General features: G+C 61.9%; 14 protein-coding genes. 8 read left to right on the top strand and 6 right to left on the bottom strand.

Annotated features, from left to right (window positions below; all coding sequences use genetic code 11):
- Window positions 1–141 precede the first annotated feature (141 nt).
- On the bottom strand, window positions 142–1,788 hold the full coding sequence (locus EYW45_RS16045) for a methyl-accepting chemotaxis protein (protein WP_161136443.1): 1,647 nt from the start codon (window positions 1,786–1,788) through the stop codon (window positions 142–144).
- Between the two features lie 102 nt (window positions 1,789–1,890).
- The gene (locus tag EYW45_RS16040; RefSeq protein WP_161136442.1) at window positions 1,891–2,793 is read right to left on the bottom strand and encodes a LysR substrate-binding domain-containing protein; all 903 of its coding nucleotides are present in this window, start codon (window positions 2,791–2,793) and stop codon (window positions 1,891–1,893) included.
- Between the two features lie 167 nt (window positions 2,794–2,960).
- Between EYW45_RS16040 and EYW45_RS16035 the strand changes: the two genes are divergently transcribed.
- Window positions 2,961–4,121, top strand: a complete 1,161-nt coding sequence (locus tag EYW45_RS16035; RefSeq protein WP_161136441.1) for an acyl-CoA dehydrogenase family protein — start codon at window positions 2,961–2,963, stop codon at window positions 4,119–4,121.
- The gene (locus EYW45_RS16030; protein WP_235939094.1) at window positions 4,121–5,506 is read left to right on the top strand and encodes an MmgE/PrpD family protein; all 1,386 of its coding nucleotides are present in this window, start codon (window positions 4,121–4,123) and stop codon (window positions 5,504–5,506) included. The genes EYW45_RS16035 and EYW45_RS16030 overlap by 1 nt, the downstream gene beginning before the upstream one ends.
- A gap of 45 nt (window positions 5,507–5,551) precedes the next feature.
- Here EYW45_RS16030 and rph read toward each other — a convergent pair whose 3' ends face one another.
- Window positions 5,552–6,292 carry a ribonuclease PH gene (gene rph, locus EYW45_RS16025; protein ID WP_161136440.1) on the bottom strand — a complete coding sequence of 247 codons (741 nt, stop codon included), beginning with the start codon at window positions 6,290–6,292 and terminating at the stop codon, window positions 5,552–5,554.
- A 152-nt stretch (window positions 6,293–6,444) separates the two neighbouring features.
- Between rph and ggt the strand changes: the two genes are divergently transcribed.
- From ggt to EYW45_RS16010, 3 genes are all read left to right on the top strand, one after another.
- The gene (gene ggt, locus EYW45_RS16020) at window positions 6,445–8,268 is read left to right on the top strand and encodes a gamma-glutamyltransferase (protein ID WP_235939093.1); all 1,824 of its coding nucleotides are present in this window, start codon (window positions 6,445–6,447) and stop codon (window positions 8,266–8,268) included.
- 3 nt (window positions 8,269–8,271) lie between these two features.
- Window positions 8,272–9,237, top strand: coding sequence for a YicC family protein (locus tag EYW45_RS16015; RefSeq protein WP_161136438.1), 966 nt, complete (start codon window positions 8,272–8,274; stop codon window positions 9,235–9,237).
- A gap of 801 nt (window positions 9,238–10,038) precedes the next feature.
- Window positions 10,039–10,656 carry a C40 family peptidase gene (locus tag EYW45_RS16010; RefSeq protein WP_202444761.1) on the top strand — a complete coding sequence of 206 codons (618 nt, stop codon included), beginning with the start codon at window positions 10,039–10,041 and terminating at the stop codon, window positions 10,654–10,656.
- Window positions 10,657–10,834: 178 nt separating this feature from the next.
- Here the strand turns inward: EYW45_RS16010 and EYW45_RS16005 are convergent, their stop codons facing one another.
- Window positions 10,835–11,668 carry an SDR family oxidoreductase gene (locus EYW45_RS16005; protein ID WP_161136436.1) on the bottom strand — a complete coding sequence of 278 codons (834 nt, stop codon included), beginning with the start codon at window positions 11,666–11,668 and terminating at the stop codon, window positions 10,835–10,837.
- Window positions 11,669–11,775: 107 nt separating this feature from the next.
- On the opposite strand from EYW45_RS16005, the gene gmk reads away from it, so the two are divergent.
- The 3 genes from gmk (at window position 11,776) to EYW45_RS15990 (ending at window position 15,008) form a co-directional block, all read left to right on the top strand.
- A complete protein-coding gene (gmk, locus tag EYW45_RS16000; protein WP_161137061.1) occupies window positions 11,776–12,408 on the top strand; it encodes a guanylate kinase in 633 nt (210 codons plus the stop codon).
- 65 nt (window positions 12,409–12,473) lie between these two features.
- Window positions 12,474–12,677: a DNA-directed RNA polymerase subunit omega gene (gene rpoZ, locus EYW45_RS15995; protein ID WP_161136435.1), complete on the top strand. Its 204-nt coding sequence runs from the start codon at window positions 12,474–12,476 to the stop codon at window positions 12,675–12,677.
- Between the two features lie 21 nt (window positions 12,678–12,698).
- Window positions 12,699–15,008 carry a RelA/SpoT family protein gene (locus EYW45_RS15990; RefSeq protein WP_161136434.1) on the top strand — a complete coding sequence of 770 codons (2,310 nt, stop codon included), beginning with the start codon at window positions 12,699–12,701 and terminating at the stop codon, window positions 15,006–15,008.
- A gap of 230 nt (window positions 15,009–15,238) precedes the next feature.
- Here EYW45_RS15990 and glnQ read toward each other — a convergent pair whose 3' ends face one another.
- The gene (glnQ, locus tag EYW45_RS15985; RefSeq protein ID WP_161136433.1) at window positions 15,239–15,967 is read right to left on the bottom strand and encodes a glutamine ABC transporter ATP-binding protein GlnQ; all 729 of its coding nucleotides are present in this window, start codon (window positions 15,965–15,967) and stop codon (window positions 15,239–15,241) included.
- A complete protein-coding gene (glnP, locus tag EYW45_RS15980) occupies window positions 15,964–16,623 on the bottom strand; it encodes a glutamine ABC transporter permease GlnP (protein WP_161136432.1) in 660 nt (219 codons plus the stop codon). The genes glnQ and glnP overlap by 4 nt, the downstream gene beginning before the upstream one ends.
- Window positions 16,624–16,662: the final 39 nt, after the last annotated feature.

Raw genomic sequence — 16,662 nt, 5'->3', positions numbered from 1 at the left:
TGACAAGTGCTGGGTGACAGGTGCTGGGTGACAGGTGTTGGGTGGGCGGGCCGTTGAATCGGCAGCCTGCTCGCTTGGCAGGCTGCTGACGTACTCGCAGTTGACTTGGCAGGCTGCCGAGCCGACAGGCCTGCCGTTACGTCAATACGCGGGCGCGTGCGTCAGCTCGCCGGCATAACGCTCATCAGCGCGTGCCGGCGCACTGGGCTGTGCCCGCCCGCCGTCCACCACGAAGGCCGCCATCGCCGCACGCAGGTTCTCGGCTTGCTCGGCCAGTTGATGAGCAGCCGCTGCGGTCTGCTCGACCATCGCTGCATTCTCTTGGGTGCCTCGATCGATTTCCATCACCGCCGCATTGACCTGCACGATGCGATCCGCCTGCTCGTTGGCGAACATCGAGATGTCGGCGGCCGCCTGGCGCACACTGTCGATCGCCGTGACCACCTGGCGCACGGTACGCCCGGCGTCGGCCGCTTCCTTTACCCCGGCATCGGCGCAAACCGTTGCGGCATCGATCAGCGCCTTGATCTCCTTGGCGGCCAGCGCGCTGCGCTGGGCCAACGTGCGCACTTCGCCCGCTACCACCGCGAATCCGCGCCCTTCCTGACCCGCGCGGGCCGCTTCCACAGCAGCATTGAGCGCCAGAATATTGGTCTGAAAAGCAATGCTCTCGACCACGCTGACGATGGCACCGATCCTGCCAGCCTCGCCGGCCATGTCATGCATGCGCTGCTCGGCCCGTTCGACTGCACTGCCTGCCTCGCGTGCCAGTTGCGTTGCCGCCTGCGCGCCCGCCGCCGCGCCCTGCGCTTGTTCGGCGGTATGTTGCACGGTGGTGCCCAGTGTGGCCATGCTGGCGGCCGTCTCCTGAACCGCGGCCGCCTGGCGCGCCGTCCGCGTCGACATATCCGCGCCGCCCTCGGCAATATCCTGCACGCCGGCGTGCATAGCGTCCACCCCAAGTCGCACACTGCGCACCGCCTGGGATAGGCCGCCCTGCATCCGGCGCATTGCGCCGAACAACACGCCGATCTCGTTGTTACCTCGCTGCTCGATTGGCGCGGTCAGGTCGCCATCGGCCATGCGATCGAAATGGTGACCCGCGCCGGTCAAGGGGCGCAGCACCACCCGCCCGAAGACCAGGCGCGACGCAATCGCCAGCACGCACACCACGCCAAAAGCGGCCAGTGCCGCCCAGATCGCCGTCTGCAGCACGTCGGCGGCACGCGCAACCGAACGCTCGCCACGCTCACGCATGTACTGCTGATACTCGTCGACCCGCGCCACGAAGTCGGCCGATAAATTTGGAATGACGGCATCGCTCAAACGATTGGCCTCGATCCCGTTCCACCCCTGGAGCGCGGCGGCAAGCGGTGTCAGCCCGCGTCCGGCAAACGCATCGTAGGCCGCGATCACGGCGTCGTATCGCGGTTTGCCCTGCGCATCGTCGTCGCCATTGGCCCGGAGTCGCTCGATCTTGCTCGCGGCGCCGCCCAACATGATCGTCACGCGTTTGAGCGCCGCGTCGCGCGCTTCGATCAAACCGCCTTCCATATTGGTCTTGGCCTCGGTCAACAACGCCCGCGCCTGAAACACGCGACTGGTGGCGTCGCTCAGATCGCTGGCGCGTTCGATATTGCCCCGGCCAAGCTCGGCAATCCAACGCTGGTTTTCGAGCGATAAGCCAACGGCCCCCGCAGCAGCCAAGGCAAAGGCGGCGACGAAGAACGTCAGCACGGCGGTAAGGACGGTATTGACGCGAAGGGACGCGCCCAGACGAAATCGCATGATGATCCTGCGTAGAGCGCCTCGTGGCGCGGCAGGCGCGATTATCGTGATCGCAGGTGGCGCTTTCGTGACAGTGAGGCGTCACGTCGGGCGATGCACCCGTCAAGCGCCCTGACCGTCCTTCACCAACAGGTCGACCAGCGCCTGCGCAAACGCCGGCAACGCCGCATAGTCGCGCACACAGATATGCAGTTCGCGCTCAGCCCAGGCATCGGTCAGCGCCACCCGCTCGAACGCCATCGTGCGCGCAAAGCGCTCAGCCACGGACGCGGGAATCACACCCACCCCCACCCGTGCCTCGACCATGCGGCACAACGCCTCGAAGTTGCCAACCTCGACCCGAAACTTCAAGGGCCGACCCAGCGCGTCGGCCGCCTGCCGCAAAAAGGGGTGAATGGCGCTTGTCTCGGACAAGCCCACATAATCGAACGAGAGCGTATCGGCGAATGCGATCTCGCCTTGGTCGGCGAGCGAATGCTTGGGCGGCGTGATTAGGACCAAGCGGTCGCTGCGATACGGCAAGTACACGACATCGGCCGCGGGCGGTTGGCCCGCCACGATGCCGATATCGGCCGCGCCTTCCGATACTTCTTTTGCCACCAGATAACTCAGTCGCTCACGCAACTCAATATGCACATCCGGATGGGCCGATAGATAACGCCCCAGAACAGCCGGCATGAATTCCGTCATTGCACTGGTATTGGCGAGCACACGCACGCGGCCGCGCACCCCCAGCGCAAAGGCCTGCATATCGCCGCGCAAGTGTTCTATCTGCCCGATCACCGTACGCGCATGCCGCAGCAGCGACTCGCCGGCAGGGGTCATCGTCACACCCTGGCTGGTGCGATAGAGCAGTTGCGCGCCGAAATGCGCTTCCAGATTCTTGACACGCGTACTGGCGGCCGGCAGTGACAGATGCGATTTTTCGGCACCGCGAGTGAGACTGCGCGACGTACCGATATTCACCATCAACTGCATGTCGACCAGATCGAAATGCATGGACATTGCAGCAGACTCCCTTTACGACAGACGGCGCTTCGTGATCGCCTAACACTGCCTTCGTCAATTCGAATTAGCTTTCGGCCGGTCTTTGCGGCACAGTATGGATCGCGCTTTGTAACACGCGGCCGGCTCGAACGCCCGCTGCCTTCCTCCCCTATTTGGCTGTAGATATGTCCGAATTCGACACCGCTCATACCGATATCCGTGACGCCGTACGCGAGTTGTGCGGCCAGTTTTCCGGCGAATACTTTCGCAAGATCGACGAGGAACGGGGCTACCCCGAGGCCTTCGTCGAGGCGCTGACCAAGGCCGGTTGGCTGGCCGCGCTGATCCCTCAGGAATACGGCGGCTCAGGATTGGGACTGACCGAAGCGTCGATCATCATGGAAGAGATCAATCGTTCGGGCGGCAACTCGGGCGCCTGCCACGGGCAGATGTACAACATGGGCACCCTGCTGCGTCACGGCTCGGAAGCGCAAAAGCGCGAGTTCCTGCCGCGCATCGCTGCGGGCGAACTGCGGCTGCAGTCCATGGGCGTGACCGAGCCCACCACGGGAACGGACACCACCAAGATCAAAACGACCGCGCAGCGCAAGGGCGACCGGTACGTCATCAATGGTCAGAAGGTGTGGATTTCACGGGTGCAGCATTCGGACTTGATGATTCTGCTGGCCCGCACCACGCCGCTCGATCAGGTACAGAAAAAATCCGAAGGCATGTCGATCTTCCTGGTTGATCTGCACCACGCGCTCAAGCACGGCATGACGCTGCGCCCCATCGCCAACATGGTCAATCATGAAACCAACGAGCTGTTTTTCGACAACCTTGAGATCCCGGCGGATAACCTGATCGGCGAGGAAGGCAAAGGCTTCAAGTACATCCTCGACGGCCTGAATGCCGAACGCACCTTGATCGCCGCGGAGTGTATCGGCGACGGCTATTGGTTTGTCGACAAGGTCACGGCCTACGCCAAGGAACGCGTCGTATTCGGCCGTCCGATCGGTCAGAATCAAGGCGTGCAATTTCCGATCGCGCGCGCGCACATCAATGTGGAAGCGGCCAGCCTTATGCGCTTCGAGGCTTGCCGGCGGTTCGACGCGCATGAGCCCTGCGGCGCGCAGGCCAACATGGCCAAGCTCCTCGCCGCAGACGCGTCGTGGGAAGCGGCCAACGCCTGCCTGCAGTTTCATGGCGGCTTCGGCTTTGCCACCGAGTACGACGTCGAACGCAAGTTCCGCGAAACGCGGCTGTATCAGGTCGCGCCTATTTCCACCAATCTGATCCTGGCGTATGTGGCCGAACACGTGCTGGGTTTGCCGAGGTCCTTCTAATGCGTATCGACGACATGCCCCAAAGCCTTGCAGCCACGCACCCCAGCGCGGTGCTGGCGCAGTTCGCCGCCACCCTCACCTATGACGCCATTCCGCCGGAAGTTGCCCGCCGCACCGAATCGCTGCTGCTGGACACTTTGGGATCGATCCTCGCCGGTGCGCAGACCGCGCCCATCAAGGCGATCGACACCTTCGCCCGCGCGATGGGGCCGGGCACGGGCGAGGCCGAGGTACTGATCTCGCGGCGCCTGACGAGTCCCTTGTTTGCTGCGATGGTCAATGCGGCCGCTGCCCATGTGGTGGAGCAGGACGACGTTCACAACGGCGCGGTGTTTCACCCCGCTGCCGTCGTCTTCCCGCCTGCTCTGGCGGTGGCCCAGTTGCTGGGCCGCAGCGGGCCCGACCTGATTGCCGCGTCTGTGGCCGGCTATGAAGTCGGCATTCGTATTGGCGAATTTCTCGGCCGATCGCACTACAAGATCTTTCACACCACCGGCACCGCCGGCACCGTTGCGGCCGCCGTCACCGTAGGTCATCTCCTGCGCCTCACCCCGGAGCAAATGTTGCATGCCATCGGCTCGGCGGGCACGCAGGCCGCCGGCCTGTGGGAGTTCTTGCGCGACGCCGCCGATTCCAAGCAGCTTCATACGGCAAAAGCTGCCGGTGACGGACTGACGGCGGCATTCCTCGCGCGCGAGGGTTTCACCGGCGCGAAGCAGATTCTGGAAGGCCCCCAAGGCATGGGTGCCGGCATGTCCACCGACGCGGACCCCGCCAAGCTTACCGATCGGTTGGGGACGCGCTGGACGGTGCTCGAAACGTCGTTCAAGTTTCATGCATCGTGCCGCCACACCCATCCGGCCGCCGATGCGTTGCTCGCCGTGATGCAGGAACACAATCTGGCTGCCGACGATATCGCCCATGTGGATGCGCAAGTGCATCAGGGCGCAATCGACGTCCTCGGCCCCGTGGTCGACCCACGCAGCGTGCATCAGTCAAAATTTTCGATGGGCACCGTGCTCGCGCTGATCGCCGCGCACGGCCGCGCCGGGCTGGCGGAATTCGATGCCGGCTTCGGCAACACATTCGTCAGCGCCTTCAACAAACGCGTCACGATGTCGCTAGACGACGAGGTGGACACCGCTTACCCCCGCCGCTGGATCGGCAAGGTTCACGTCACCACCCACGACGGTCGGCAATTCGACGGCCGCGTCGACGAGCCCAAGGGCGATCCGGGCAATACCCTGAGCCGAGCCGAGATCGAAGACAAAGTCACGACACTGGCTGCGTACGGCGGCATCACCACGCCCACCGAAGTGCGCCGCCTCATCGACACCGTGTGGTCACTGGGCGACTGCACCAGGATTGGACGCTTGCTGCCGTAGACGGTTGCTCAGTCTGCTCGCGTACGCAGTCCTGGCCCAGCGCGATCAGCGCAGCGCCGCCTTTTGCGCCGCCACGAGTTTGACGATGCCTTGTTCGGCGATGTCGAGCAAGGCGTTCATATCGCTGCGCGAGAACGCCACGCCTTCAGCGGTGCCCTGCACTTCCACGAAGTCGCCAGCGCCCGTCATGACGACGTTCACATCGGCGTCGCACCCGGAATCCTCTTCATAGTCCAGATCGAGTACGGGACGGCCGTTGACCATGCCTACCGAGACGGCAGCCACATGATCGCGCATCGGATTGGCAGTCAATAATCCCTGGCGCTGCAATGCAGCCACAGCGTCAGCGCATGCAATCCACGCGCCGGTAATACTGGCGCAGCGCGTGCCGCCGTCGGCCTGGAGCACATCGCAGTCGATATGCAGCGTGCGTTCACCCAACGCCTGCATGTCGAATACCGCGCGCAAACTGCGGCCGATCAGGCGCTGAATCTCTTGCGTGCGCCCGGATTGCTTGCCCCGCGCGGCCTCGCGATCGCCACGCGTATGCGTGGCACGCGGCAGCATGCCGTACTCCGCCGTCACCCAGCCCTGACCCTTGCCTTTCAAAAACGGGGGCACCTTTTCCAGCACGCTCGCCGTGCACAGCACGTGCGTATTGCCGGCCTTGACGAGCACCGAGCCTTCGGCATAACGCGTATAGCCGCGAATGGCCTCAAACGGCCTCAACTCATCGAGCGCGCGGCCGGAATGACGGGACAGTGGGGTCGAGGAATCGAGGGACATCGGGAACTCCGGCAAGACAGGAAAGGTAGGCATTGTACGGGGCGCGGCAAGCCCAACATCCCCCGCCCCGACTTGCGACTTGTACGCATATCGTCGCGTCGGCGTCGCCGGTTATGCTGACAGGATCGACCATCGTCTCTCATTGCCTATCCATGACCGCACGCTTCCGTCCTTCACACGCCACCCTGGTTCTCGCCTTCGCTCTGATGTCGCCACCCGGCATCTCGGCACCGGTCAGCGCCCTCACATCGCCCACAGCGTCCGCCACCACGTCTGCGGCCGCAGCCCGTTATGACACACGCGATGTGATTTTCTCGCCCGTCAAAGCGGTCAACGGCATGGTGGCAAGCGAAAGTGCACTGGCCTCGCGCATCGGCGTGGAGATCATGCGTCAGGGCGGCAATGCCGTCGATGCAGCGGTGGCGGTGGGCTTTGCACTCGCCGTCACGTTGCCCAACGCGGGCAACCTGGGCGGCGGCGGCTTCATGTTGATCCACGATGCCAAAACCAGCCGCGACGTTGCACTCGACTTTCGCGAAGTCGCGCCTGAATCTGCACGGCGCGACATGTATCTCGATGGCGCCGGCAACCTGCGCTCAGGCGCCTCGCTGTACACCCACCGCGCGGTAGGCGTTCCGGGCACCGTTGCGGGTCTGCTGAAAGCCCTCGACGAACACGGCTCGTTGCCACGCGCCAAGGTCATTGCCCCGGCGATCGATCTCGCCCGCAAAGGATTTCCGGTTGGGCAATCCCTCGCCGACATGCTTGCCACAGAAGCCGATACGCTTGGGCAGTGGCCCGCCACGCGCCGCATCTTTTTCAAAGACGTGACCGGTACCTGTACGCCGAAGCCCTGTGCCCCAGATAAGCAAAGCGTGCCGCTGGCGGCCGGCGACATCCTGCGTCAGACCGATCTGGCGGTCTCACTCGAAGCCATCGCTCGCGATGGTGCGCGGGCATTCTATGAAGGCGACATCGCCGTAAAAATTGCCGCTGAAATGCAGCGGCATGGCGGCGGTATCACCGTAGCCGATCTCAAGCGATACAAAGCGATCAACCGGGAACCGGTCGTGGGTGCCTACCGCGGGAATCGTATCGTTGCGATGCCCCCACCGAGCTCAGGGGGCGTCCATATCGTGCAGATGCTCAATATCCTCGAACGCTACCCACTGGGCGATTACGGCCTGGGCAGCGCTCAGACCATTCATCTGATGGCCGAGAGCATGAAACTGGCGTACGCCGACCGTTCCGAATATCTGGGCGACCCGGATCGTACGAAAGTGCCGGTCGCGGGCATTACCTCGCGAGCCTACGCCGATGTGCTGGCGGCAAAAATCGATGCGCGTCGTGCCGCCCCGAGCGCGGCCGTTCGGCCCGGCAATCCATTGCCATATGAAAGCGACCAGACCACGCACTTCTCCGTGGCGGATAAACAAGGCAACGTCGTCAGCACCACCTATACGCTCAATCTGAACTTCGGCACCGGCATCGTGGCCGACGGCACCGGCATTCTGCTCAACAACGAGATGGACGATTTCGTATCCAAGCCCGGCGTACCCAATGCCTACGGGCTGACGGGCGGCGACGCCAACGCGATCGCGCCAGGCAAACGGCCGCTGAGTTCGATGACGCCATTGATGGTGTTCAAGAATGGCGAGCCCTGGCTGGTGACGGGTTCGCCCGGCGGGTCACGTATCATTACGACTGTTCTCGAGGCCGTCGTCAATGCCATCGATTTCGGCTTGAATCCGGCCGAATCGGCCGCCGTGCCTCGCTTCCATCATCAAGGCCTACCGGATGTGCTGCGGGTTGAGAAAGGCATCAACCCCGATACGCGGCGCATTCTGGAAAGCATGGGTCACACCATCAAGGTCCAGGCCGTCATGGGCCGCACCCAAACGATAGAAATTCACGATGGTGTGCTCTACGGGGCGTCAGACCCCCGCAATCCCGACGGACTCACAGCAGGATATTGATTCATGATTCACAGCATGACCGCGTTTGGCAGTGCCCGCGTCGATCTCGCACAAGGCTCGCTTGCGCTTGAGATACGCAGCGTCAACAGTCGCTTTCTGGACCTACATTTCCGGCTGCCCGAAGACCTTCGGCAAGCCGAAAGCCCGTTGCGCGATCTCCTGACGGCACGTTTGGGACGCGGAAAGATCGAAGTCCGCGCAAGCTTCACGCGGGTAGCCGATACCGCATCGACGACCTTCGACCCGGTATGGCTGGCGCAGCTCGCGGACCAGCTTCAGCAAGCGCGAGCCGTCATTCCGGATGTCGCCGCACCGCGTCTGGTCGAGTTGAGCAACTGGCCTGGCCAGCGCGGCAACGATGCCATGGACCCGCAAGCCTGGAGTGAGGCCTGCGTGACCGCCGCCCATGAAGCACTCAAGCAATTGGAGGCGTCGCGTGCCCGCGAAGGCGAACGTCTGGCGGGCGTGATGCTCGCCTGCGCCGACGATATCTCAGGCGTGGTCGATCACGTCACGGCACACCTTCCGGCGCTTTTGGCTGAGCATCGCGAGAAGCTTGCCACCAAGTTGCGCGACACCGTCGCATCGGCATTTCCGTCGGGCTTCGCAAACATCAGCGGCAGCGAACTCTCCGAACGGCTGGCGCAGGAGTCCACGCTGTTCGCGCTTCGAATCGATGTCGCTGAGGAAATTGCGCGGCTGCGCTCGCATTTGACCGAACTGCGGCACATCCTGGGTGCAACCGATTCGACCGATGCCGCAGTCCAGACATCAAGCGCAAAACCCGGCAAGGCGGCCAAGCGGCCCACCGGAAGCGCGGGCAAGCGATTGGATTTCCTTTTCCAGGAAATGAACCGCGAAGCCAATACGCTTGGCTCCAAAGCGTCCAGCTTGGAGGTTACGCGCGCTGCGATGGATTTGAAGCTGCTCATCGAGCAGATGCGCGAACAAGCGCAAAACATCGAGTGAAGATGGACTGAGACGCCGCTCGCCAGCGACACTGGCGAGCGGCGTTTCTATTGGAATCTCGACCGGAGTCTCTATTGGAATCTCGACCGGCGTCTCTATTGGAATCTCCACCGGCGTCTCTATTGGAATCTCCACCGGCGTCTCGATTCGAATCTCCACCGGCCCTACTACTGACGCCTCGTCTGACGCAATCAATGATCGGCTTGGTCAACGACGCTCAAGTTCCGCGACCTATAGCCAGCAAATAACGACGACAGATTCGAACGAATCAATCGCTCGCATTTCCCCTTGAACGCGGTGCCATCTCCGTGAAAAACGCACTCATGGCGGTATTTCCATCGCTCGCTCGCGGCGGCCACGCGGCGCACCGCCTCATTTTGTGCTGCGCACCATCGAAATATTGACATTTTGGCGGGGTCGAGACGCGAGTGTTGTACGGCGCAGACACTTAGCGGCAGCCACCGTTGCGCCGTTTCCCCAACGGTTGAAAAGCGCTATCGCCGCCATAGTCAAAAACCCACAAGACACGCGTAATCCAAGCTCGAGACCGGCGCGCTTTAATGCTAAACGTCTTAACGACACGGCTGCATTTTTTACAACGGCACGTAAAATATACCAATAATGATCGGTATTTCGCGCTTCGTCGCACATCGGAGAATGTAACTCGATGCCCCCACTTGCGACAGGTGTAATAAAATATTTTGCTTATACAATGCGTCCCGGGCCTAGTCCATTCGCCGGCCCGTAGCGAGTTTTTTTTTCGCACGGGTCCTCCGACATGTACGATTTTGATTCAGATTTATGACTCCGCCGACGCGACCGAATACTCAGACCGCCACCACCGCACGCCGCTCACGATTTTCAGTACGTTCCGCACTGGTCGCCTTTGCGATCGCCGCGGGCGCGATCAGCCTTCCGCAGACCGCTGACGCAATGATTACCCCGGAAGCCCGGGGCTCGCTCAAAGGATTGAGCTCGCAGCAGAAAGACAGCCTCCGAGATCAAGTCGTGGCCGCCGGCCTTGACGCGATCGGCACGCCCTACACCTGGGGCGGGGATGATCCCGACGATGGCTTCGACTGCAGTGGACTTGTTGCATTTGTTTATCGCGAAATCGCAGGCATGGATCTTCCCCGCCGAGCGCGCGATCAGCGTGCCAAAGGCGCCAATGTCGCCAAAAGCAAGCTGCAACCCGGCGACCTGGTATTTTTCAACACCCGCGGTCGCGGTGCGGTTTCACACGTCGGCATCTACATTGGCGATGACAAATTCGTTCACGCGCCCACCAGCGGTTCGTCGGTTCGCATCGACAGCCTGGACAGCACCTATTGGTCGAAGGTCTACCGCGGCGCCCGTGCGCTGATCAAGCCTGAAAGCGCGCCCGTGGCGCCGAAACTGGTCGCCGTCAACGCTCGCTGATCGATCGGTAGCACGCGCCTGCTTCGATGAACGGCGCGCGTGTTCCTTTATAGGCAACGCGCGTCTTCTTCGCGCGTTTTCTTCTTCAGGCGCCCCGCGCGTCTCCTCGTCCAGGCGACCCCGATGTTGCCTTCACGACGAGCGACCGGTTTTTACACGGTCGCCATCGTCAAGACACTCAGCCCCGGCCCACGAACGGCATGGCCGTCGCCATCACCGTCATGAATTGCACGTTGGCCGAAAGCGGCAACGCGGCCATGTGGACGACCGCACGGGCAACGTCCTGGACGTCCATTCGCGGTTCCGCCGCCACCACCAGATTGGCCTGAAGCACGCCTGCCACCATGCGGTCCGTCATTTCGGTTGCCGCGTTGCCAATGTCGATCTGCCCGCAGGCGATGTTATCGGCTCGGCCGTCGAGAGAGATGGATTTCGTGAGGCCGGTCACGGCGTGTTTGGTCGCGGTATATGCAATAGAACGCGGGCGTGGTGCATGCGCCGAAATCGATCCGTTGTTGATGATGCGTCCACCCCGCGGTTCCTGATGCTTCATCATTCGGAACGCCGACTGGGCACACAAGAACATGCCCGTCAGATTGACGTCGACGACGTCACGCCAGGTTTGCACCGGCAGTTCGTCGATTGGAACGGCGGGCGCACCGCGTCCCGCATTATTGAAGAGCAGATCGATTCGTCCATAGTGGGTGCGAACCGCGTCGAACAGCGCCCCGACCGCGGCTTCATCGCTCACATCCGTGGGTACGGCCAACATCCGATTTTCCGAATCGTTCGCCTGGCGCCGCGTTTCCTCCAGCGCATCGGCGCGCCGGCCCGCCAGAACAACGGCGTAGCCCTCGGCGAACAGCGCCAAGGCGACTGCGCGGCCGATGCCCGATCCTGCACCCGTCACGACCGCCACACGCGTCGCGGACGACCCGCCGCCTTTCGTTTGACCCTGCGTGGCTGGGACCGTCGATGTCGCGTCGTTGACCGCGCCTGCTTGCTCACTCATGATGCCCTTCTCCTTTGCCGAAAATGGCATCCTACTCCCCGCGATCGACTCAGCGCACGGCGAATTTGCTATTCTTCGCCTCTTCTTCCCGGCCACTGATTTTTCTCATGTCTGTCCAACCCGGCAATGTATTGATGGTCGTCGCGCCTAGTGGCGCCGGCAAATCCAGCTTGGTGAGCGCGCTGCTCGAGCGCGATCCCTCGCTGACCCTTTCGATTTCGTGCACCACGCGCGCCCCGCGTCCGGGTGAGGTGGATGGCCGCGAATATCGCTTCATCAGCGTGGCGGATTTCCAGGCGCTTCGCGCGAGCGACAGCCTGCTTGAGTGGGCCGAGGTACACGGCAATTTTTATGGCACGCCCCGCGACCGTATCGACGAGGCAACGCAGGCCGGCCGCGATGTTTTGCTGGAAATCGATTGGCAGGGTGCACGTCAGGTCCGCCAGCGTTTCCCCGCAGCATTAGGCGTCTTCATCCTGCCGCCCTCCTTCGATGCGCTCGAAAGCCGGCTCAAGGCACGGGGTCAGGACGACGCTTCGGTGATTGCGCGCCGCTTATTGGCGGCTGGCGGCGAAATCGCCCATGCTCCCGAGTGCGAATATGTTATTATTAATCAAGAATTTAGCGTAGCCTTGGACGAGCTGACTCAAATCGTCAGCGCGGCCCGGCTACGTTTTTCGTCTCAGGCCGTGCGCCACGCCGATTTGTTCGCTCAACTCGGCATTCCGGCGGCACACTGAGGTCATGCGCTTTATGCGCATGCGCTTCCCTTTTTTTCCCATTCACGCTCGCAGCAGGTGCGCTCATGGCTCGTATTACCGTCGAAGATTGTCTGAACCAGATCCCCAACCGCTTCAAGCTCACGCTGGCTGCCACCTACCGCGCTCGCGAACTGGCCCAAGGCCACGCCCCGCGTCTGGACAGCAAAGATAAGCCGACGGTTACCGCTTTGCGCGAAATCGCCGCCGGTTTGACCGGTCTCGAAATGCTGCGCAAGGTACCGACCTGATCTAAACCTGGAGCGGCTCGCATGGCGTTTCCAGGACTCAAATCGGCATCCTCGGGCTTGCTAGCGGCGCTACGCGCCGGTTCTCGCCTGGGTCGCAGTCCCAGCAAGAAGAAAAAAGGCGCGGTGCAAACGCCCGCCGGTTTGGCGTTGGCTCCGGATGCAACGGATGCCATTGCCCCAGCAACACCCATCATCGCCTCTCTGGCACCCCTTACTGAAGTCATTGCCCAGTACCTCGACGCGAAAGACGTCGATCGCGTCCGCGAGGCCTATCGCTTCGCTGACCGCGCACATCTCGGGCAGTTTCGCTCCAGTGGGCTGCCTTATATTTCGCATCCCATCGCCGTCACGGAAATCTGTGCCGGCTGGAAGCTCGACGCCAACGCGCTCTCGGCAGCCCTGCTCCATGACGTCATGGAAGACACGGGAATACCGAAGCACGAGCTGGCCGAGAAGTTCGGTCCCGAAGTCGCAGAACTGGTCGACGGTCTCTCAAAACTGGATCGTCTCGACTTTGCAACCAAGGCTGAGCAGCAGGCGGAGAGCTTTCGCAAGATGCTGTTGGCAATGGCGCGCGATGTGCGCGTCATTCTCATCAAGCTGGCCGATCGCGTGCACAACATGCGCACGCTCGACGCGGTCAATCCTGAAAAGCGCCGCCGCGTCGCGCGCGAAACGCTCGAGATTTATGCCCCCATCGCACATCGCCTGGGGCTCAACCTGCTGTTTCGCGAGCTGCAGGATCTTTGCTTTGGCGCGATGTACCCCAATCGGTATCAGGTGCTCTACAAGGCGGTACTGTCTGCGCGCGGCAATCGCCGCGAGGTCATCAGCAAGATCAGCGATGCCGTCCGGGCTGCCCTGCCCGCTGCGGGCATTGAGGCGGAAGTCACGGGCCGAGAGAAAACCCTGTTCGGCATCTATAACAAGATGGTCGATCAGAAAAAAACGTTTTCTGAAGTACTCGACATCTACGGGTTCCGGGTGATCGTGCACACGCTGCCCGAGTGCTATCTGGCGTTGGGCACCTTGCATCAGCTATTCCGGCCTGTGCCGGGCAAGTTCAAGGATTACATCGCCATCCCCAAGGTCAACGGGTACCAATCGCTGCATACCACGCTGGTGGGTCCTTATGGCACACCCGTCGAGTTCCAGGTGCGTACGCGCGACATGCACCACATTGCCGAGGAAGGCGTTGCCTCCCATTGGCTTTACAAGGAAGCGTCCACAGGCTTGAATGACTTGCAAAAACGCACCCATCAGTGGTTGCAGTCTCTGCTGGATATTCAAAGCCAGACCGGCGATTCGGGTGAGTTTCTCGAGCATGTCAAAGTCGACCTGTTCCCCGATGCCGTTTATGTGTTCACCCCTCGCGGCAAGATCATTTCGCTCCCGCGCGGCGCCACACCGGTCGATTTCGCCTATGCCATTCATACGGATATCGGCAATCAGGCCGTGGCAGCGAAGGTCAACAACGAGTTCGTACCGCTGCGCAAAGAACTGAACAGCGGTGACTCGGTTGAAATCGTGACCTCGCCGGCGTCGCGGCCCAATGCGCAGTGGCTCAACTACGTGCGCACTGGCCGCGCACGCTCAGAGATTCGTCACTACCTGCGCACCGTCAAGTACGAAGAATCGGTTGCGTTCGGTGAACGGCTTCTGTCGCAGGCGCTCCACGATCTCCATCTCGATTTGCCCGACGTCAACGATCCCGCATGGGAGAAACTGGCGCGCAGTACCGGGGCGAGTTCACGCGATGAGATCCTGGCCGACATCGGATTGGGTAAACGCCTGGCTGCCGTCGTCGCCCGTCGCTTCCAGCCGGAAAACAGCCTGGTCGCCACCACGGCCGCTGCGGTCGACGAGATCACGTCGGCGCGTAGCGCGCCGATCATGATTCAAGGCAATGAGGGTCAGGCCGTACAGCTCGCAAGCTGTTGCGGCCCCTTGCCGGGCGACCCCATCATCGCCGGTTTGCGGATCGGCCAGGGACTGGTCGTTCATACCGCTGATTGCCCGGTGGCCCTTCGCCTGCAAGCGCGCGAACCCGATCGGTGGGTCAGCGTGGCGTGGGATTCCCAGCCGGCCAAGCACTTCTCGACTCGCCTGGATATCACCTGCCGTAACGAACGCGGAACGCTTGGCCGTCTGGCAGCAGAAGTGACCGCTGCGGATGCCAACATCGTGCACGTGACCATGCACGATGATGCAACGGCCACCGTGGCATTGCACCTCACGATTCAGGTCGAGAGCCGCAAGCATCTGGCACAGGTGATCCGGTCGATCCGACACGTCCCGCAAGTGCAGCGCATCGTGCGCGTTAAAGGTTGACGGCGCCGCCATCCAGCCACAAAAAAATCGGACCCCGCGGGGTCCGATTTTTTTATGCCTGCAATACATGCACCGCTCAGCGCGCCGGCTCGGCACGCTCATCTCAGTGAAGGCGCTGACCGCGTCGAACAGTGACTGCACTGCGCGGCCAGCGCAACATTGGTGCTGAACGCCTTACACAGTGAACGTGCTGCACGCCAGATCACAAACGTGGCGCTTAACGCTCAGGCTCAATGAACGTGCTGCAGGAAGTCCTTTAAACGCTGGCTCGGCGGATTGCTGAGCAATTCCGACGGCGGGCCGTCGTGCGCGATCTTGCCCTTGTCGATGAACAGCAATCGGCTGCCCACGCTGCGGGCGAACGCCATTTCGTGCGTGACCACCACCATCGTCATACCTTCCTGTGCAAGCGTCTGCATGACTTGCAAGACCTCCTGGCGCAACTCGGGATCGAGCGCGGAGGTGGGCTCGTCGAACAGCATCAAGCGCGGTTTGATGGCCAGCGCGCGTGCAATGGCCACGCGTTGTTGCTGGCCGCCCGACAACTCGGATGGAAAATGATTCATGCGCTCGGCCAAGCCCACTTTCGCCAGGAGGGTTTCGGCCTGCTGACGCGCGTCTTCTTTCGAGGCGCCCCGCGTATGGATGGGCCCGAACATCACGTTATCCAATGCCGACAGCTGCGGGAATAGATTGAACTGCTGAAACACCATGCCGGCTTCACGGCGGATCTCGCGCACTTGCTCATCAGAGCCGTGCACGCTGATGCCGTTGACCAGCAGATCGCCGCCCTGAATGGTTTCAAGCACATTGATGCAGCGAAGGAAGGTGGACTTACCCGAACCGGAAGGCCCTACCACCACCACGACTTCGCCCTCGTTGATATCGAGGGAGATGTCGTCCAGCACGGTCGACGTACCGAACTGCTTGATGACGTTGCGAAATTCGACCATGCTCATAGTATGCGCATCCTTTTTTCGACCAGCCGCAGGCCCAATGCCAATGCGCCGGTGAGAATCAGATAAATGATGGCGACCGCCGACCAGATTTCGACTGCGCGAAAGTTGCTCGCCATGATCTCCTGCCCTTGCCGCGTCAGTTCGGCCACACCGATCACGATGAAGAGCGACGAATCCTTCAAGCTGATGATGCACTGATTGCCCAGCGGCGGAATCATGCGGCGAAACGCCACTGGACCAATGATGTGCGTCAGGATTTTGTGAAATGGCAGACCCATGGCCTGACCCGCCTCTTTCAGGCCCTTGTGCACCGAGAGCAGCGAACCGCGCACGATCTCCGAGATATAGGCGCCCGAGTTGACGATCAGGGTGATGATCGCGGCCCACAGCGCATCGATGCGCAGGTCGGGCACCATCAACGGCAATGCGAAGTACAGGAACATGACCTGCACCACGATCGGCGTGCCACGGATGACGGCCACATAAACCTGGGCAATGGCGGACAACCACGTTGGGCCATAAGCGCGCACCACACCGGTGAGCGCCCCGAGAACGAAGCCGCCGGCCAAGCCGCAGAAGGTGATGAGCATCGTCATCTTGGTGCCTTCCCAGAGATTGGGAAGGGCGTCCACAATGACTGACCAGTCGAATTCCAAAATGGATCCCCTTAAACACGTGGGCCGACTCGCTTGAGC

Source organism: Schauerella aestuarii (genome assembly GCF_009866805.1).
GTDB classification, from domain to species: domain Bacteria; phylum Pseudomonadota; class Gammaproteobacteria; order Burkholderiales; family Burkholderiaceae_B; genus Schauerella; species Schauerella aestuarii.
Note: the sequence above shows the minus strand (reverse complement) of the source record. Positions and strands in the feature narration are given on the sequence as shown.